The organism is Pseudobacillus badius (assembly GCF_002189605.1).
GTDB lineage: Bacteria > Bacillota > Bacilli > Bacillales > Domibacillaceae > Pseudobacillus > Pseudobacillus badius.
The window spans coordinates 1-19,153 of sequence record NZ_MWMM01000014.1 but is presented as its reverse complement, the minus strand read 5'-3'; the positions used below and the strand labels follow the sequence as shown (position 1 = coordinate 19,153).

General features: G+C 44.7%; 12 protein-coding genes, 1 rRNA gene and 2 riboswitches. Of the genes, 11 read left to right on the top strand and 2 right to left on the bottom strand.

The window, feature by feature from the left end; all coding sequences use genetic code 11:
• Positions 1–85 precede the first annotated feature (85 nt).
• Together B1A98_RS16410 and B1A98_RS20545 are read left to right on the top strand one after the other, a co-directional pair.
• On the top strand, positions 86–2,038 hold the full coding sequence (locus B1A98_RS16410; RefSeq protein ID WP_063384093.1) for an aconitate hydratase: 1,953 nt from the start codon (positions 86–88) through the stop codon (positions 2,036–2,038).
• A 43-nt stretch (positions 2,039–2,081) separates the two neighbouring features.
• Positions 2,082–2,258: a hypothetical protein gene (locus tag B1A98_RS20545; protein ID WP_169713116.1), complete on the top strand. Its 177-nt coding sequence runs from the start codon at positions 2,082–2,084 to the stop codon at positions 2,256–2,258.
• Between the two features lie 677 nt (positions 2,259–2,935).
• Here B1A98_RS20545 and shc read toward each other — a convergent pair.
• The gene (shc, locus tag B1A98_RS16395; RefSeq protein WP_063384091.1) at positions 2,936–4,816 is read right to left on the bottom strand and encodes a squalene--hopene cyclase; all 1,881 of its coding nucleotides are present in this window, start codon (positions 4,814–4,816) and stop codon (positions 2,936–2,938) included.
• A gap of 92 nt (positions 4,817–4,908) precedes the next feature.
• Between shc and B1A98_RS16390 the strand changes: the two genes are divergently transcribed.
• Together B1A98_RS16390 and ltaS are read left to right on the top strand one after the other, a co-directional pair.
• Complete coding sequence (locus B1A98_RS16390) at positions 4,909–6,066, top strand: DUF2515 family protein (protein WP_063384090.1); 1,158 nt, start codon at positions 4,909–4,911, stop codon at positions 6,064–6,066.
• A 249-nt stretch (positions 6,067–6,315) separates the two neighbouring features.
• On the top strand, positions 6,316–8,274 hold the full coding sequence (gene ltaS / locus B1A98_RS16385; RefSeq protein WP_063384089.1) for a lipoteichoic acid synthase: 1,959 nt from the start codon (positions 6,316–6,318) through the stop codon (positions 8,272–8,274).
• A gap of 94 nt (positions 8,275–8,368) precedes the next feature.
• On the opposite strand, the gene B1A98_RS16380 is transcribed toward ltaS, so the two are convergent.
• Positions 8,369–8,821 carry a hypothetical protein gene (locus tag B1A98_RS16380; RefSeq protein ID WP_063384088.1) on the bottom strand — a complete coding sequence of 151 codons (453 nt, stop codon included), beginning with the start codon at positions 8,819–8,821 and terminating at the stop codon, positions 8,369–8,371.
• Between the two features lie 274 nt (positions 8,822–9,095).
• Here B1A98_RS16380 and B1A98_RS16375 point away from each other — a divergent pair, with 274 nt between their 5' ends.
• The 7 genes from B1A98_RS16375 to B1A98_RS16345 all read left to right on the top strand — a co-directional run.
• The gene (locus B1A98_RS16375; RefSeq protein ID WP_370511076.1) at positions 9,096–10,532 is read left to right on the top strand and encodes a nicotinate phosphoribosyltransferase; all 1,437 of its coding nucleotides are present in this window, start codon (positions 9,096–9,098) and stop codon (positions 10,530–10,532) included.
• On the top strand, positions 10,529–11,356 hold the full coding sequence (gene nadE / locus B1A98_RS16370) for an ammonia-dependent NAD(+) synthetase (RefSeq protein WP_063384086.1): 828 nt from the start codon (positions 10,529–10,531) through the stop codon (positions 11,354–11,356). The genes B1A98_RS16375 and nadE overlap by 4 nt, the downstream gene beginning before the upstream one ends.
• A gap of 320 nt (positions 11,357–11,676) precedes the next feature.
• A complete protein-coding gene (locus tag B1A98_RS16365) occupies positions 11,677–13,068 on the top strand; it encodes an alanine/glycine:cation symporter family protein (protein WP_041101318.1) in 1,392 nt (463 codons plus the stop codon).
• A gap of 67 nt (positions 13,069–13,135) precedes the next feature.
• Positions 13,136–14,812, top strand: coding sequence for a M20/M25/M40 family metallo-hydrolase (locus B1A98_RS16360; protein ID WP_063384085.1), 1,677 nt, complete (start codon positions 13,136–13,138; stop codon positions 14,810–14,812).
• Between the two features lie 308 nt (positions 14,813–15,120).
• Positions 15,121–15,222: riboswitch (purine riboswitch) on the top strand.
• A 97-nt stretch (positions 15,223–15,319) separates the two neighbouring features.
• Positions 15,320–16,873, top strand: coding sequence for a glutamine-hydrolyzing GMP synthase (gene guaA / locus B1A98_RS16355; protein ID WP_063384084.1), 1,554 nt, complete (start codon positions 15,320–15,322; stop codon positions 16,871–16,873).
• Positions 16,874–16,955: 82 nt separating this feature from the next.
• Positions 16,956–17,057, top strand: a riboswitch (purine riboswitch).
• Positions 17,058–17,267: 210 nt separating this feature from the next.
• Positions 17,268–18,602 (top strand): NCS2 family permease, encoded by a 1,335-nt coding sequence (locus tag B1A98_RS16350; protein ID WP_063384083.1) that lies wholly within the window; start codon positions 17,268–17,270, stop codon positions 18,600–18,602.
• A gap of 460 nt (positions 18,603–19,062) precedes the next feature.
• Positions 19,063–19,153 (top strand): 16S ribosomal RNA (locus B1A98_RS16345); the annotation flags it as partial.

Here is a 19,153-nt window from a genome sequence, read left to right as displayed (position 1 = left end):
TTTTCCTGCAGGCGGATTACCCTATATAAAGGAGGATAGAAAGCATACATAGCAGCTGAGAAGCTAATGAACAGGAGAGAACAACATGCCGTTAAATATAACTCAAAAATTGATAAAAGGGCATCTTCTATCCGGCGAGATGGTTCCCGGAACAGAGATTGGACTGAAAATTGACCAAACACTTACTCAGGATGCTACGGGTACGATGGTGATGCTGGAGTTGGAAGCGATGGGATTAGAACGGGCAAAAACAGAGGCGTCGGCTCAGTATGTAGATCATAATTTAATCCAGGCGGACAGCAAAAATCCGGATGACCATTTATTTTTGCAAAGTGCTACCCGCCGTTTTGGATTATACTACAGCCGGCCGGGAAACGGAGTCAGTCATCCTGTGCATATGCAGAGGCTGGCAAAGCCGGGAAAGACATTGCTCGGTTCAGATAGTCATACGTGCGCAAACGGATGCATGGGAATGCTGGCGATGGGAGCCGGCGGGCTTGATGTCGCTTTGGCTATAGCCGGGGAGCCTTTTTATGTGAAAATGCCTCAAGTATGGGGAATTAAGCTGACTGGAAAGCTTAGTGATTGGGTAAGCGCCAAGGATGTGATTCTGGAGCTGCTGCGCCGGCACGGCGTAAAAGGCGGCGTTGGAAGGGTGATTGAATATTATGGGCCGGGAGTCGAAACACTGAGCGCGATGGATCGCCATGTGATCGCCAACATGGGGGCAGAATTAGGTGCCACGGGTACGGTTTTTCCATCTGATGAGGAGATCAAACGATTTTTAAGAGAACAGGATCGGGAAGCGGACTGGATGGAGTTACATGCAGATCAAGGGGCTGTATACGATGTGAACGAGGAAATAAATTTGGCGCAAATTGAACCGCTCATTGCCAAGCCATCCAGTCCAGGCAATGTTGTACCAGTGACAGAAGTGGCTGGCACACCGATTTATCAGTCCTACATCGGGTCATCAGCCAATCCGGGGTTTCGTGATTTTGCAGTCGCAGCCGAAATAGTTAAAGGCCGGGAAGTGGCAGAAGGGATTTCTTTTGATATTAACCCGACTTCAAGACAAATGCTGACAGACTTAGTGAAGGAAAGCCATATCGCCAGTTTGCTGCAATCAGGCGCGCGTTTGCACCAGGCAGGCTGCAATGGCTGTATCGGAATGGGCCAAGCGCCTGCAACAGGACGCAACAGCTTGCGCACAACGCCCCGCAATTTTCCAGGGCGGTCCGGAACGAGGGAGGACAGCGTGTATTTATGCAGCCCTGAAACAGCGGCGGCTTCCGCTTTAACGGGTGAGATTACTGATCCCAGAACACTTGGTTTTCCTTATCCGCAAATTAAGGAGCCAGAAAGGCCAACAGTGGATGTAAATTTGCTGGAAAAGCCGCTGCCTTATGAGGAGGCCAAGACTATCCAGCTCCATAAAGGGCCAAACATTGCTTCTATTCCAGAAATGGACGCCATGCCTGATGAGATGGAACTTCCGATTTTGTTGAAAATGGGCGACAACATTTCTACTGATGAAATTTTAGCGGGCGGAGCGCGTGTGCTCCCGTACCGAAGCAATCTGCCGGAAATTAGTAAGTTTTCGTTTGAGATTATTGACAAGACTTACTATACGCGCGGAAAGGAAAGCATCGCCAGCGGCGGCCATGCGATCGTCGGCGGCATGAATTACGGTCAAGGTTCCAGCCGGGAGCATGCGGCGCTGGCCCCTCGTTATTTAGGCTTAAGGGTGGCCTTGGTAAAAGACTTCGCCCGGATTCATTGGCAAAACCTTGTGAACTTCGGCATTCTGCCACTTACTTTTGTGCAGACGGAAGACTATGACCGTTTAAACCAGGGGGATATATTACAGCTGTCTAATTTGAGAAACAGTATTCAGCAAGGAGACGAATTCACGATTCATGTGAAAGGAAGTTCACAGCCGATCCAAGTTAAGCATTCTCTGTCTAAGCGCCAGGTTGAAGTGATGCTAAAGGGAGGAATGATTAACTGGGTGAAGGACAAACAAAAAAATGCTTAATGTAAGACAAGATCATATTCATAAACCGGATGGAGGAATAGAAATGGTAGATAGAGAAAGCACCTGCAGAGCGTGTGAAGGAACAGGCATGCTTTCCGATGATGAAGGCTGGCAATATAACTGCAGTGTTTGCCGAGGAACAGGGCATATTAGCGCAGAGAACAGCTTTGATTCCGCAAGAATCATGTCGGTAGATGAAAATAACCGCTTGCTGGATTAATCATGAAGAAAGAAGCTGTCCCCTTTAAGAGACAGCTTCAGACTGTAGACCAACTCAATGAAAATTGAAGTTGGTCTGCAGTCTTTTTATTTTGCTTGTAGATGAGGGCTGTTGATGTCCATTCCAGGCTGCTTCGCTTTCCGCGGGGCGGGCGGTGAGCCTCCTCGGTGCCAAAGCACCTGCGGGGTCTCGCCTGTCCCGCTGATCCCGCAGGAGTCTTCGCGCCTTTCATTCCCATCAACAGGGGACACAAAAAGAGGCCAGCCGCCTAGCCATCCTATATGAAAATGGAATCATCATGCCTTCATTTAGCTGCTGAGTGAAAAATCAGCCGTCCTTTTTATTTGGTGTGCGAAAATGGTTAATGTCCATTCCAGGCGCTTCGCTTTCCGCGGGGCGGGCGGCGAGCCTCCTCGGTGCCAAAGCACCTGCGGGGTCTCGCCTGTCCCGCTGATCCCGCAGGAGTCTTCGCGCCTTTCATTCCCATCAATAGGGGGCACATTCTCTTGCTTTGCTGCGGGAGCCGCTGTCTGGAATTTTAAGAAAATGGCTAATTGAACGTAGAGAGGTCTATCTTTTTCAGATAACCTTGCGCCAGCGAAAGATTAAAAAAGATTGGAGCTAAGGCGATTTTGAATCTCGTTGATGGCCGCTTTTATTAGCGAGCAGGACAGGCATTATCCGCCGAATTTCCTTTTGTAATGGGCCAAGGCGAGAAGAGGAAAGATATAGCGGTAGCTGTGATAGTGAATATAAAAGCTGCCAGCCATTCCTTGGCCTGCAGGATAATCTATCGTCCAATCGTTTTTATGGAAGGAGCGGAGCAAGTAAGAAAGACCAGCCCGGATTTCCTTAGTCGGCTTATCAGCAGCTGCAATCAGGGCATCGAGCGCCCACGATGTATGGATTAAGGTGCTGGAGCCAAGCGGGATATACGTGCGCTTGATGTCACTTGTACAAGATTCTCCCCAGCCGCCATCTTCATTTTGAATTCGGCATAGCCAGTGAACTGCTCGTTGGATCACTGGTGCTTGTGTGCCTGTTCCAGTTGCTGTTAAACCTGTCACCGCTGCCCATGTCCCGTAAATATAGCAGATGCCCCATCGGCCGTACCAGGAACCATCTGTTTCCTGATTCTCTATCAGCCAGTCAGTTCCTTTTTTAAGGAGGCTGTGTTTTTTCTGCATGTTGGTATAGCTGCCAAAAAACTCAAGTGTTCTTCCTGTTAAGTCTGCGCTGCTCGGATCCGTCAGTAAAAATCGCGCGCCTTCAATAGGGAGGAAGTTAAATAGTTTCTTATTGCTGTTTTTTTCGAAAGCCGGCCAGCCGCCGTCTGTATTTTGCATGGACATGGTCCAGCCAACCCCTTTTTTCCATGATTGATAGACGGTCGAAGAACTGTTGACCAGAGAGGCGAGCGACCTTAGAGAGGCCGTTGTATCATCCACATCCGGATTCATTGTATTGATATTGGAGAAGCCCCAGCCGCCGGGAAAGGCCTTTGGATTGTGAAACACCCAGTCTCCATATTTATATTGCTGTCTTCTTAGCAAATACCGGCTTGCTGTTTGAATGACGGGATCAGATGGAGAAACCTCGGCTTCTTGCAGAGCGTAGCTAATTAAAGCTGTGTTCCAGACAGAAGCTGTTGTGTACTGGATATGCGGATGGCCGCCGATTGTGCATTTCATGGATTTTAAGCCGGCCACCGCCTCCAGAATGACCGGGTCACTTTTGGCATAGCCGAGTGACAGAAGGGCAAAGATCATCAAGAAAGTAGAGCTGAAATAGCTGTAAAGCGTGCCATCGGGCTCGATATGATCAAGCATGTATTGTTTCGCCCGCTGCATCGCCGCTGAATGGATAGAGTAGGGCAGTCGCGGCAAATGCTTGATTTCGTTCTCCATAGCTGCACGAAGCTTTTGGGTTTCCTGGTTGTTCGGCCAGTGAAAGCTGTCGTCAGATCTGGAGATGAACAAGTCAGAGAGGTCAGGGCTTTTCTTTGTTTTCTTTTTGTATTTTTTAGCAGCCACAACCAGGATAGGAATCAGATTGGCCCTGCCGAACACGGACAAGTCGTAGAGATTGACTGGGAACGAAAGAGGCAAAAGAACGGCTTCAATCGGAATGGGGAAACAAGGAGGCCAGCGGTATTGGCCGGTCAAAGCAAACATGATTTTCGCCAGCATATGAGTGTTTTCGATTCCGCCCTTGGCGCGGATGAATGTTTTGGCGGCCTGCAAGCGTGCGTCTCCTTTGGCAACATAGCCAGAATAAAGAAGAGCATAATAGGCCTCTGCTGTTGCGGTCACATTGCCACCCTTCTCATCCTGAAAAAGCTTCCATGCACCGTTTGTGGCCTGTCTGCTCAAGATTCTTTCTGCTAATCCGCGAATCAACTCTTCATCATTTATCCCTAAGGTCCTTAATAGAATAATCATATAAGCATCTGTGGAAATGCCCGTTTCGAATGGATAAGCCCACGAACCATCCGCTGTCTGCGATCGTTTGAGCTGTTCAGTTATTTGAGCAATCAGATCGTTTACACGCAACTTCATCGATGCATCATCCCCTCAGGTAAACACATTTTTTCTATACATATTCCTTTCGGGAAAAAGAATTCTTTCAAGTTGAAGGCTGGCGGAGGTGAATGGTCATTTTTTTTCCAAAAAAGAAGAACAAAAATCGGCTGACGGCCGCTCTTGCGGAGATTAAAGAGGATTGCAAGAAAAGACTTCAAGCTGTACCCATGCCGGGAGAGAAAAGCCTTTCAAGAGAAGAACAGAAGCTGCTTCGGAACATCCGCTCGGAAACAGAACGGCTTAATGCAAATAACATCACGCGGACAAAAGCCTATTTAGACTTTTATTGGATGTACCCGGAAATTCACTGGGCGTTTCTTGCCCATATGATCTCCCGGAATGGGGGATGGAATATGACTGACTTAAGAGGAGAGCTTCATTCGCGCCTTTTAAATGAAGAGAAGCGGCAAGCTTTTTTCAGTTTTCTGGAACGGGGCAACTGGCTCATCTTTCAAGATGCTTATCCGCAGCTGTTATTATTTATGGAAAGCAAGAGGAGGAGCAAAAGCTTATTTTACTTATTGCCTTATTTGAATGTGTCAACATTTATGGAAGTAATATGGAACCATTATTGGCGAAAGGGCGGCTCTGTTCTTCTCACCTGTGCCCTCATTATTAACGAACAAAGCTATTTGGAACAAAGAGTGATTCAAAATCCGCTGTTCAAGGAGCGAGTTTTTCAGACGTTAGAATTCGTTTTTCAGGATCTTCTGTCCGCCAGCCATCTGCTCTTTCCGTTTGATGCCGGCCCTCAGACAGAAAGGACGGGGCTGATCGGGCTGACGCTGCATCACTTTTCCTCCCTGCATGAACGGATTAAATTGGGAAAGCAGCTGTACCGCTTGCTTTTCCAAGACAAAAGCCAGCTAGGGAAGGTGGTCAATTGGGCAGCCTGCCATCGCCATACCGGATCACGAAAAGATTATTGGCCGCATCTGTTTAACGATGTTAATGAAGGTCTTCCGGGTTCAGTCTTTACAAAAAGACTTCAGGCTTGCCAGCTAAGGGAAGGGGCCGCCCGGCTGTACAGCCCTAGTCTGGGATTCGCCTGGGCCAATGCCAGACACTCTCCGGCGGAGCCTGGGGATTGGTTTGAGCATTTAGCAGTGATTGATTATTTGCAAGAAGAACATGAGGAGATCAATGGAGAGATTACTTATGAATACTGTAAAACGCTTGAAACGCTCCAGCTTGCCGCAGCTGCCAAAAAAGCGATTTTCAGCTGATGGGGATATTTTTAAATCGGATGAATAAATTGAAGAGGCAGGAGAGGCCGCTGTTCATGTTAGCAGTGGGCCTTGCTATGCCAGTTGCGGAAAAAGAAGGTGATTTCGTTTTTAAGCATATTATAGTTGACTTTTTTTCCCACGCTCCCTATTATGTATTATGTTCATTTTTATTTCGGGAATCAAAGTTTTGACGAATAGCAGATTTCCATCTTAATAGTATTTAGATAGAACAGGGGTGAAAAGAAAGTGAAGAAAGCAATGAATAAGGAATTGTTTTCTCTTAGCAAGCCGATGGGGTTCTTTTCATTGGCTGTCGTTCTCCTTTGGCTTAAAACATACGCAGCTTATCAAATAGAATTTGATCTTGGCATCGATAACGTCATGCAGAAATTTTTGCTGTTTATTAACCCGATCAGCTCTGCAGTCCTTTTCCTCGCCTTCGCTCTTTTTGCCAAGGGAAGAAGATCGTTTATATGGATGATTATTATTGATTTTCTATTATCTTTCTTGCTATATGCGAATATCGTGTATTATCGCTTTTTTACCGATTTCATTACATTGCCGACGCTTACCCAAACGGATAATGCAGGTGATTTAGGAAAAAGCATTGGTGCTTTGCTGCATCCATATGATTTCATTTATTTTCTTGATACGGTCCTTTTAATCGGGCTGCTGCTTTCTAAGTATGTGAAGCCGGAGCCGATCAAATTAAAAGGGCGTCAAGTAGGAGCGGTTTTCTTAACAGCTATTATTCTCTTTGCTGTCAACTTGGGACTGGCAGAAACAGACCGTCCGCAGCTGTTAACGAGAACATTTGACCGCAACTACTTGGTGAAGTATTTAGGAATGTACAATTACACCATTTATGATGCTGTCCAAAGCTCAAAAGCTTCTACGCAGAGAGCGCTGGCAGACAGCAGCGACATCACGGAAGTGGTCAACTTCACTAATTCGCTTTATGCTCAGCCGAACCCGGAGTATTTCGGGAAAGCGAAAGGGAAAAATGTCATTTATATTCATCTGGAATCGCTGCAAAACTTCATTATTGATTACAAGCTGAATGGAGAAGAAGTAACGCCGTTTTTGAATTCATTGGCGCATGATCAGAATACCTTTTATTTTGATAACTTTTTCCATCAAACCGGCCAGGGGAAAACATCAGATGCTGAATTTATGCTGGAAAACTCCTTGTTCGGCTTGCCGCAAGGCTCCGCTTTTTCAATGAAGGGACATAACACCTATCAGGCGGCACCAGCTATTTTAGGGCAGCAAGGATATACGTCCGCTGTATTTCACGGCAACAAAAAATCCTTCTGGAACCGCGATGAAATTTACAAGTCATTAGGCTTCAATCAATTTTTTGATTCCAGCTACTACGATATGAATGAAAAAGACGTCTTGAACTACGGGTTGAAGGACAAGCCGTTCTTTAAAGAATCAACCTCATTGCTTGAAACAGTCAAGCAGCCGTTTTATGCGAAGTTTATTACACTGTCGAACCATTTTCCCTTCCCGATGAGCCAAGAGGAAGCAACGATTGAACCTCATCATACGGGCGATAAATCAGTAGATGGTTATTTCCAAACCGCCAGATATTTGGATGAAGCGGTGGAGGAGTTTGTTGCTTACCTGAAGAAATCGGGGCTGTATGACAACTCAGTGATTATTATGTACGGAGACCATTACGGCATTTCCGATAATCACAACAAAGCCATGTCTGTGGTAACAGGCAAGGAAGTAGGCAAGTTTGAAAATGCCCAGCTTCAGCGGGTGCCGCTGTTTATTCATGTGCCTGGCGTCAAAGGCGGGGTGCAGCACCAATACGGCGGACAAATAGACTTGTTGCCAACGGTTCTTCATTTATTAGGAATTGATACGAAGCCGTATGTGCAGATGGGGACGGATTTATTGTCGCCGCAGCATAACGAAGTCGTGCCGTTCCGCAATGGAGATTTTATCAGCAAGGACGTAACAGCTATCAATGATAAGTATTACAGCACAGAAACCGGCGAAGAAATAGAAGAAACAGAAGAGCTGAAGAAGCAAGCAGAAATCGTTGGGAAAAAGCTCCGTCTGTCAGACAAAGTGCTGAACGAAGACTTGCTGCGCTTCTATACGCCGCAGGGCTTTACACCGGTCGATCCGTCAGACTATGACTATACGCACCGCCAAGATAACGAAAATAAGGCGGCAGAAATTAAATAATTGACCTCTTGAGAACGATCAGCAGCTGGTTTGAAAATAAAGCCGGATATCTTCTCATTAAAAATAAAACGATTCCGGTGAGACCGGAATCGTTTTATTTTTTCTTTCTTGAATATAAAAAGACTTCTTCCGCCAGGTCATTAATAAATCTTGTGCCTACTTCCCTATTCAGGTATTTAAGCTCTGCCGCAATTTTAATAATGAAAATACACTTTTCCGAAGATGGGTGGATAAGAGACAACACCGTATTGACGGCAATCAGGAATTCTTTGTAATCGTTGCCCTTCCCTTCGTAAATAACAAAGCCTTCTGTTTCAACCGGCTGGAAATCGGAATCTTTGTCCATCGGGACATCGGCATGGATAACAGAAAACGAATAGGCTGGCGGCTGCAGTTCAGGTCTATCGATTTTATAAAGAGCTTTGGCCTGCTTAATTAATTGTTTTATTTTTTTATCTTTAAACGATTGTTTTAGCTGTTCAATATAGAGTTCGTCTGAAAGGCTTTCATCCGGGCTATTCCAGCATATCAATAGCTTTTCATTCATATTGATTTCTTCTCCCTTTACTTTTTCTACTAGTCTTATACCCACTTTTTCTTGGGAGAGACCTGTTCAGGTAAAGCTGAATAAAAAAGTATAAACCACTGCTTAAAAGAATACCAATGTTTGGGACAACTGACAAATGAAAGGGTAAAAACAGCTGTATAAAGATTGAAGAAGCGGGAATCGTGGTAACATAACCGATAAAGGGGCGATGAAGGTGACGCGTTTATTTACAGATGACAGTCTATCGTTGCATACAGACTTGTATCAAATTAATATGGCCTATACGTATTGGAAAGATGGCATCCATGAAAGGAAGGCTTTGTTTGATCTGTTTTTTCGAAAAATGCCCTTTGAAAATGGCTATGCCGTATTTGCAGGGCTGGAAAGAGCTGTCCATTATCTAAGGAACCTCCAATTTACAGAGAGTGATATTAGCTATTTGCGCAGTATCGGTGAGTATGACGAGGCCTTTCTGCAATATTTGGGGAAGTTAGAATTTACAGGAAGCCTTCGTTCGATGAGAGAGGGAGAGCTTGTCTTTGCCAACGAACCCCTCATTCGGGTAGAAGCGCCGCTTATTGAAGCACAATTAATTGAAACAGCCCTGCTTAATATCATTAATTTTCAAACGTTAATTGCCACAAAAGCCGCCCGCATCAAGACGGTGTGCGGAGAAGATACAGTCATGGAATTTGGGACAAGGCGGGCCCAGGAAATGGACGCTGCGATCTGGGGCACGCGCGCCGCTTACATTGCCGGTTTTGACGCTACGAGCAATGTTCGTGCCGGGAAGCTGTTTGGCATTCCGCCAGCAGGCACACATGCTCATGCGATGGTTCAAGCGTATCGGGATGAATATACAGCGTTCCGCAAGTATGCGGAGTCGCACAAGAATTGTGTTTTCCTGGTGGATACGTACGATACCTTAAAATCAGGTGTTCCAAATGCCATCCAAGTTGCTAAGGAAATGGGCAGTCAAATTCGTTTTATGGGGATTCGCCTTGACAGCGGCGACCTTGCTTATTTGTCTAAGGAAGCGAGAAAGCAGCTTGATGAGGCGGGCTTCCATGAGGCAAAAATCGTTGCCTCCAATGATCTTGATGAATACACCATTTTAAACTTAAAGGCGCAAGGGGCCAAGATCGATACATGGGGCATAGGCACCAAAGTGATCACAGCCTTCGATCAGCCGGCTTTAGGCGCGGTTTACAAGCTGGTCTCCATTGAAAATGAACGGGGCGAACTTGAGGATACGATTAAAATTTCCGGTAATCCCGAAAAGGTGTCTACGCCCGGCAAGAAGCGCGTCTACCGGATTATCAGCCGGGCAAGCGGCAAGTCTGAAGGCGACTATATTGTGTTGGACGACGAAAAACCGGAGGAACAGGAGAAAATTAAAATGTTTCATCCCGTCCATACGTATATCTCCAAGTTTGTCACAAATTTTGAAGCGCGTGATCTGCATGAAGACATTTTCGTTGCAGGTGAATTTGTGTATGAATTGCCGTCATTAACAGCTATCCGTGAATATTTAAAGAGCAGCCTTGGGCTGTTGTGGGATGAGTATAAACGAATTTTGAATCCGGAGGCCTATCCAGTCGACTTAAGCGAAAAATGCTGGAATAATAAAATGGAGCTTATTCAGAAAGTAAAAGAGCAAACAGAGAAAAGATTAAAGCAGCGACAGCTTGAGGAGGAGAATAATGAATGACAGATTTACAGCAGCAGATCATTGAGGAACTGAAAGCAAAGCCAGTGATTGACCCGCAGGAAGAAATCAGAAAGAGCATTGATTTCATGAAAGACTACGTAAAAAAACATTCTTTTCTTAAAGGATTTGTTCTCGGGATATCCGGAGGCCAAGACTCTACTCTTGCCGGGAAGCTGGCACAGCTGGCGGCCGATGAGCTGAAGGCTGAAACTGGATCAGAAGACTACAAGTTCTATGCGGTCCGACTTCCAAATGGCGTGCAAAAGGACGAAGAGGATTGCCAGGATGCTCTCGATTTTATCCAGCCTGACGAAACGCTTACTGTGAATATCAAGGCGGCCGTAGATGCAAGCGAACAAGCATTAAAGGCAGCGGGCATCACACTTTCCGATTTTGCTAAAGGAAATGAAAAAGCGCGGGAACGAATGAAAGCTCAATACAGCATTGCCGCGATGAAAAATTGCGTGGTTCTGGGAACGGATCATGCAGCGGAAGCAATCACCGGCTTTTTCACAAAGTACGGAGACGGAGGCTCCGACCTGGTTCCGCTTTACCGCTTAAATAAGCGGCAAGGCCGTCAAATGCTGAAAGCTCTCGATTGTCCCGAGCATTTATATACAAAAGTGCCTACGGCTGATTTGGAAGAGGACCGGCCCATGCTTCCTGATGAAGCGGCTCTTGGGGTGTCTTATGAATATATTGATGACTATCTTGAGGGAAAAGAAGTGCCGGAAGCTGCAAACGAGCGCATTGAACAATTATATTTAAATTCGCGTCACAAACGGCACTTGCCAATTAGCATTTTTGATGACTTTTGGAAATAAAGCAGGGCTGGAAAAGGCATCAGGGAAATTTATTTCCCCTGATGCCTTTTTATGTCGTCCGCTTTCAGAGAAGGGGGAGGTCCTTTTTTACTGGGCAGCCGTTATGTTATTTACTGTAAAATAATTATGCTTTTTTTGTTTCTATCCGCAAGTATATTTTGCGCAAAAAATAAAAGCGCTTTCTTTATGCGCAAAATATTCTATAATTGGAGGTGTAATTATAAGTTTGTTCTTTTTTTCCTGCAATTTTTACGAAATTCTAAGGAATGGGTGGAATAGACAAAGTATTTCCACAAAGATGAACAATGAGGGGGAACGATATGAAGAACTTTGAAGAATTAGTGGCTTCAGTAACGAATTGGATTTGGGGACCTCCCATGATGCTGCTGTTGTTAGGCGGCGGTCTTTTTTTAACGGTCCGTTTAGGCTTTTTCCAATTTCGTTATTTGCCGCATGTGATGAAAGAAACATTTGGCAAAATTTTTGTGAAAGATGATGCGCCAGGTTCAGTCACGCCTTTCCAAGCGACGACCTCTGCGCTTGCCTCTACGATAGGCGCTGCCAATATAGTTGGGGTTCCGGTGGCCATCGCTCTAGGAGGACCAGGAGCTATCTTCTGGATGTGGGTCGTTGCGATGATCGGGATGGCTTCTAAGTATTCTGAGGTTGTGCTTGGTGTTAAGTACCGTACAAAAAATGAAGAAGGAGAATGGGTAGGCGGCCCGATGCATTATATTGAAAAGGGTCTTGGCTGGAAACCGGTAGCTGTCTTTTTCGCATTTTTCTTAATGATTGAAATTGTGGCAAGTACGATGGTTCAATCCAATTCTCTCTCCCAAACAGTGGAATCTTCATTTAATATTCCGCCGCTTGCGACGGGGATCATTGTTCTTGTATTAGTAGCTTTAGTGACGCTGGGCGGCATTCAGCGCATTGGTTCTGTCACAGAAAAATTCATTCCATTAATGGTGGGTATTTATCTAGTAAGCGCTCTCATTGTTTTAGGTGCTAACGTAACTGAAATTCCTGCTGCTTTTGCCTTGATTTTCAAATCGGCATTCGCTCCGATTTCAGCTGCTGGAGGGTTCGCCGGCGCCGGCGTCGCAGCTGCGATTCGCTGGGGACTGGCACGCGGCATCTATTCGAACGAGGCTGGGATGGGAACAGCACCAATCGCTCATGCGGCTGCTAAAACAGAGCATCCGGCGAAGCAAGGATTGTGGGGGATTTTCGAGGTAATTGTTGATACGCTTGTTGTTTGTACGATGACGGCTCTGGTCGTTCTCACATCAGGAGCTTGGCAAGATGTAACGGCAGACAAAGCATCCACTATGGTCGTAACCGCTTTATCGAATGTCGTAGGTACAGGAATAGCTGGAACACTGATTTCAATCTGTTTATTCTTCTTTGTTTTATCAACGGTTGTTGTGATTGTGTTTTACGGAGAGAAACAGGCGGAGTATTTATTCGGCCTGAAATTTTCCAAAATTATGCGATTTGTGTATTTAGCGGCTATTATTGCCGGAGCGGTTGGCGGATTGCAATTCATCTGGCAGTTCCTTGATTTAATGCTTGCTATGATCGTTTTGCCAAACGTGATCGCTTTACTATTCTTGAACGGAGAAGTAAGAGAGCTTACCAAAGATTATATTAACCGCTATATTAAAAAAGAGAACAAAGAACAAGAACAAACACATAGTGTAGGAAAATAACAAGATCCGTCTTGTAACGATTAAAAAGAATTCGGGCTTTGAAAACATCATGGAAAGGTTGATCGTTATGTATGATGAATTAAAACATTTATCTGTGCAGGAGCAAGTAGAGAAATTAACAAGAACATTGGTTGGCATCCCAAGCATTAACGCTTCAGAGGGCGGCGAGGTAGCGGTAGCAGATGCTATTTTAGATATTTTGCGTTCTTACCCGTATTTTCAAGAGAATCCAGCGCTTGTTTGGGAGCAAACGGCCATCAATGATGCTTTAAACAGAAAAAATGTTTTTGCATTTGTCAAAGGCGGTATCAATGCAAAACAGACGATTGTTTACCATGCTCATATTGATACGGTCGGGATTGAAGATTTTGGTGCGTTGCGTCCTCATGCGTTTGATCCCGATTATCTCCAAAGCTTCTTTAAAGGGTTTGAGCAGGATGCGGATGTTCAAGCGGATGCGCAGTCTGGTGACTGGTTGTTCGGACGCGGTTCGGTTGATATGCAAAGCGGCGCGGCGGTTCATTTAGCTAACCTTCTTTATTTCACAGAGCATCGCGACGAACTGCCAGGCAATTTACTCGTCATGTTTAACCCGGATGAGGAAAGCCAGCACGCTGGAGTGAAAAGTGCGGTATTCGAATTGGAGCGCTTAAAAAATGAATGGGGCTTAGAATATGTAGCAGCCATTAATAATGATTTCATTACGCCGCAATATGATGGAGATACAACAAGATATATTTATACAGGAGCCGCTGGCAAAATCCTTCCGAGCTTTTATATTTATGGAAGGGAAGCTCACGTCGGAGACACATTGCAAGGGGTCGATCCGAATTTCATCGCAGCTGAACTAACAAGAAGAATTCACAATAACGTGGAGCTATGTGAAAACATTCCAGATGAAATGGTGCTGCCGCCGACATGTTTGTTCCAGCGGGATAATAAATTCACCTACAACGTCCAAACAGCAACGAGCAGTTATCTATACTTTAACTATTTCCTCTACCGTGATTCTGCGGCTGATGTTATGCAAAAGCTGCGCCAGATTACTGCTGAAGCTTGCCAGGAAATCACACAGTATTTATCAAGCCAGTATGAGCAGTACCTGCACCGCTCAGGTCTTCCTCGCAAACACTTGACTTGGGATATTGAAGTCGTATCTCTTGAAGAATACAGCAGAGACTTAAAGAACAGAGGAATTGATGTAGAGGCGGTATGCGCAAAGGTGACAGAAGAGCACAAAATGCTTGATGTCCGGATGATTGCCTTTAAAATTGTTGAAGTGCTGAATGAAATGGACCCAATTAAAAAACCGCGTGTCGTGTTATTCTTTGCTCCTCCATATTTGCCTCATAACTTCCTTCGGGAGGATAATCTGGCAGAGCAGGCGATTTTAACAACGATGAAGCAGGTGCTTGAACAAGCACAGCAAGAAAGCGGCGAAACATTTGAAGTGAAAAAGTTCTTCCCTTATCTGGCGGATGGCAGCTACTTGTCCATCCATGAAACGAATGAGGAGCTGCAAAGCTTGTTGAACAACTTGCCGAACGTGGGCAATCTTTATACGCTGCCAGTTGAAGAAATCCGCCGTTTAAATATTCCTTCTATCAATATGGGCGTATATGGGAAAGACGGCCATAAGTGGACGGAAAGGGTGTATAAGCCTTACTCCTTTGGCGTTTTGCCGGGTCTGATCCGTGAAACCACGATCAGCCTGCTGAATAATGTACCAGTCAAAGTCAATTAACGAATGCATAAAAAGCCAGGTTCCTCCTTTGCCGTTGTATACATAGCGGCAAAGGTTCCTGGCTTTTTATGATCATTTATGCATTTTGTGCTTAGAAATGGAATTGCGGGCATCCTAATGATGGACGCATCATCAAGATGTAGACATTCGGGAGAAATGCTTCTATGAAAAGCTATCCAAGACAGGCAAAATTGGAAGGACAGCAAAAAAACGGTTACACATCGAAATGGTTTTTTACTGAATATTTAATTAACAGCAGAACAGCTTGACCGCTGTGGTCGATAGATATAAAATGAGTTCAAATTAGCTCGAATAATCCATGTCTCCTTCATATATTTTCGATAATATGGTTCGAAAGTTTCTACTAAATCACCGTAAATGATTGGACTATGAGGGCAGATTCTTTTTGTAAACAACTAGAATTCTGCTTTCAGCGCTGAAAGGATTCTAGTTTTTATTTTATGTACATCGAGCAGTATCTTATTGCACAACAGAGGAGTGGAAAGAGTGACAGGAAAACCGGAATTACATAACCAGGAAATGATTCTAGTTTTAGACTTTGGCAGTCAGTACAATCAATTAATTACCCGCCGTATCCGGGAGTTTGGCGTGTACAGTGAACTTCATCCGCATACAATTACTGCAGAAGAAGTAAAAGAAATGAATCCGAAAGGCATCATTTTTTCCGGCGGACCAAATAGCGTTTATTCGGAAACGGCCTTTCATTGTGATGAAAAGATCTTTGAATTAAATATTCCTATTTTCGGCATTTGCTACGGCATGCAGCTGATGACGAAGCATTTTGGCGGGAAAGTCGAGCCTGCTTCACACCGTGAGTACGGAAAGGCCGCTATTCAAGTGAAAAACGAAACGGCTCTCTTTAAAGGACTGCCGGCTGAGCAAGTCGTTTGGATGAGTCATGGCGATTTAGTCACAGCTGCTCCTGAAGGTTTTTCTGTTGACGCTGTTAATCCTTCTTGTCCGATCGCTTCTATGAGCAACGAAGAAAAGAAGCTTTACGCGGTACAATTCCATCCGGAAGTAAAACACTCCGTCTATGGCCTTGAATTACTGAAAAACTTTGTGTTTGAGGTATGCGGCTGCAAAGGCGACTGGTCGATGGAAAACTTTATTGAAGTTGAAATGGAAAAAATCCGCCAAGTAGTCGGTGACAAAAAAGTGCTGTGCGCTTTAAGCGGCGGAGTGGACTCTTCTGTCGTGGCTGTACTGATTCACAAGGCGATTGGCAATCAGCTGACATGTATTTTTGTGGATCATGGGCTGCTGCGCAAAGGTGAAGCGGACAGTGTGATGGAAACCTTTGCTCAAGGGTTTAATATGAATGTTATCAAGGTAGATGCCAAGGATCGCTTCTTGAACAAATTAAAGGGTGTATCTGACCCTGAACAAAAACGTAAAATTATCGGCAATGAATTTATTTATGTGTTCGATGATGAAGCAACTAAGCTCGAAGGCATTGATTTCTTAGCTCAAGGAACGCTGTATACTGACATTATTGAGAGCGGCACAGCTACAGCTCAAACGATCAAATCCCACCATAATGTGGGCGGGCTCCCTGAAGATATGCAGTTTAAGTTAATCGAGCCTTTAAATACCCTGTTTAAAGATGAGGTTCGTGCTCTTGGCACAGAGCTTGGTATTCCTGATCATATCGTTTGGCGTCAGCCATTCCCAGGACCAGGCCTTGGCATTCGTGTATTGGGAGAGATCAGCGAAGAAAAGCTGGAAATTGTTCGTGAATCTGATGCGATCCTGCGCGAAGAAGTTCGTCTCAATGGTTTGGAAAGGGAGATTTGGCAATACTTCACTGTGCTGCCGGACATTCGCAGCGTAGGTGTGATGGGGGATGCCCGTACGTATGATTATACGATTGGCATTCGGGCAGTAACTTCTATTGACGGCATGACTTCTGATTGGGCACGTATCCCTTGGGATGTTCTTGAAAAAATTTCTACACGTATTGTTAATGAAGTGCCGCACGTAAACCGTGTAGTTTATGACGTTACAAGCAAGCCGCCTGCTACAATCGAGTGGGAGTAAAGACGAATAAAAAATAAAATAACGCAATAAATGTTCGTGTTCTTCTTGACCGATGGTAAGAAGACCGATAAAATGAGAGAGAATTAAATCTTTATGTTTTCTTCGTATAATCTTGGGGATATGGCCCAAAAGTTTCTACCGAGCTGCCGTAAATAGCTTGACTACGAGGTGCAAACAGATAGATATTTCTCTGTCGTTTCGTATCCTAGTCACGCTTCGGACGCTTTTGTCCGAAGCGTTTTTTCGTTTAACGGCAATTCTGAGAACAAAGCATGCTGATATCTATGGATTTATGCAAAGGAATGATTTTGCGGATTTCCAGTGAAGCTTAATGAATAAAGAAAGAAATCTGATGCTTGCACTTATTCTGAGGGAGAAGAGAAGGGAGATTATCATGAAAAAGTTTTTTCAGTTTGAAGAGCTGGGAACAAATTATCGCCGGGAATTTATCGGCGGCTTAACAACATTTTTGTCCATGGCTTATATTCTTATTGTGAATCCAGTAACGCTGTCGTTAAAGAATGTGCCGGATTTGCCAGATGCTATGAGAATGGATTATGGGGCTGTATTTGTAGCAACGGCGGTTGCAGCGGCGATCGGTTCTTTGCTCATGGGGCTGCTGGCAAAATATCCAGTTGCTCTGGCGCCGGGTGTGGGGTTAAATGCTTTTTTCGCCTATACGGTTGTTTTAACATACGGTGTTCCCTGGCAAACAGCATTGGCGGGTGTCTTATTTTCCGGACTGTTTTTTATTTTGCTCACGCTATCAGGCTTGCGTGAAAAAATTATTAACTCCATCCCAACGGAGTTGAAGCTTGCTGTAGGAGCGGGAATTGGACTGTTCATCACTTTTATCGGATTTCAAAACGCGGGAATTATTATTAATAACGATGCTGTGCTTGTAGGGCTCGGCGATTTAACCGCTGGCAATACATTGCTTGCTATCTTCGGGATCATTATTACAGTGGTGTTAATGACAAAAGGAGTCAATGGCGGTATTTTTATCGGAATGATTATTACTGCAGCAGTCGGGATGATGGCCGGACTGATTGAATGGCCAAAGCAGGTCATCGGAACTGTGCCAAGCATTGAACCGACTTTCGGTGTGGCGTTAGAAACAATTTTTCAATCTCCATCAGAGATTTTTACGATTCAAATGCTGGTCGTTGTCTTGACCTTTTTATTTGTAGACTTCTTTGATACAGCCGGAACGCTTGTAGCTGTGGCCAATCAAGCGGGCTTAATGAAAGGGAATAAATTGCCTCGTGCCGGAAAAGCGCTTTTTGCTGATTCATGTGCCACAGTGATCGGTGCTTTGCTTGGAACGTCGACAACCACTTCTTATATTGAATCTTCTGCCGGGGTGGCTGCTGGTGCCCGGACAGGTTTTGCTTCTGTTGTTACAGCTGGGTTTTTTCTATTATCATTGTTGTTCTTTCCTCTGCTTGAGGTAATTACGGCACCGGTAACCGCGCCCGCTTTAATCATTGTCGGTGTGTTGATGGTGTCAGCTCTTGGGCAAATTGACTGGTCAAGGTTTGAAATAGCCGTTCCGGCATTTTTAACTATTATTGCGATGCCGCTGACATACAGTATCGCAACTGGAATTGCTATTGGCTTCATTTTCTATCCGATTACAATGATCACAAAAGGGAGAGGGAAGGAAATCCACCCGATCATGTATCTATTGTTTATTATCTTTGTGCTGTATTTCGTTTTCTTAGTTTAGGCTTATTAGAGAGGCTGCCCTATGCAGGGCAGCCTCTTTTTTTCGCTTCGTTAAACGATAAAAGCTAACAAGAAAATTTCCCTTCAATAAACAGGCCGCAAGATCAAGGTAAGCAGATTGAGTGAATAAGAGGAGAAACCTCTCTGCTGCTTAGCATCCTTGTTAGTTTGGAAGCGAGAGAATGATGAGACATAACGGAAGGTTGAATTTTCTTTTCAAAAAAGAGTTGACGGTTTTGATAACACCTGATATAGTATTAAGAGTCGCTAAGGAAACAAGTTAGCGAAGCTGAAAAACACTTCCAAAAAGTTTTTCAAAAAAACTTTGACAAAAGAAAGTGGATGTGTTAAATTAATAGAGTCGCCATTGAGGCGAAGCTAAGAAATTGATCTTTGAAAACTGAACAAAAACATGCCAGTAAGTTAATTCTTATTTTTAAAACATGAGCAAGTCAAACATCTTTTTGGAGAGTTTGATCCTGGCTCAGGACGAACGCTGGCGGCGTGCCTAATACATGCAAGTCGAGCGGACTTGACGGAAGCTTGCTTCCG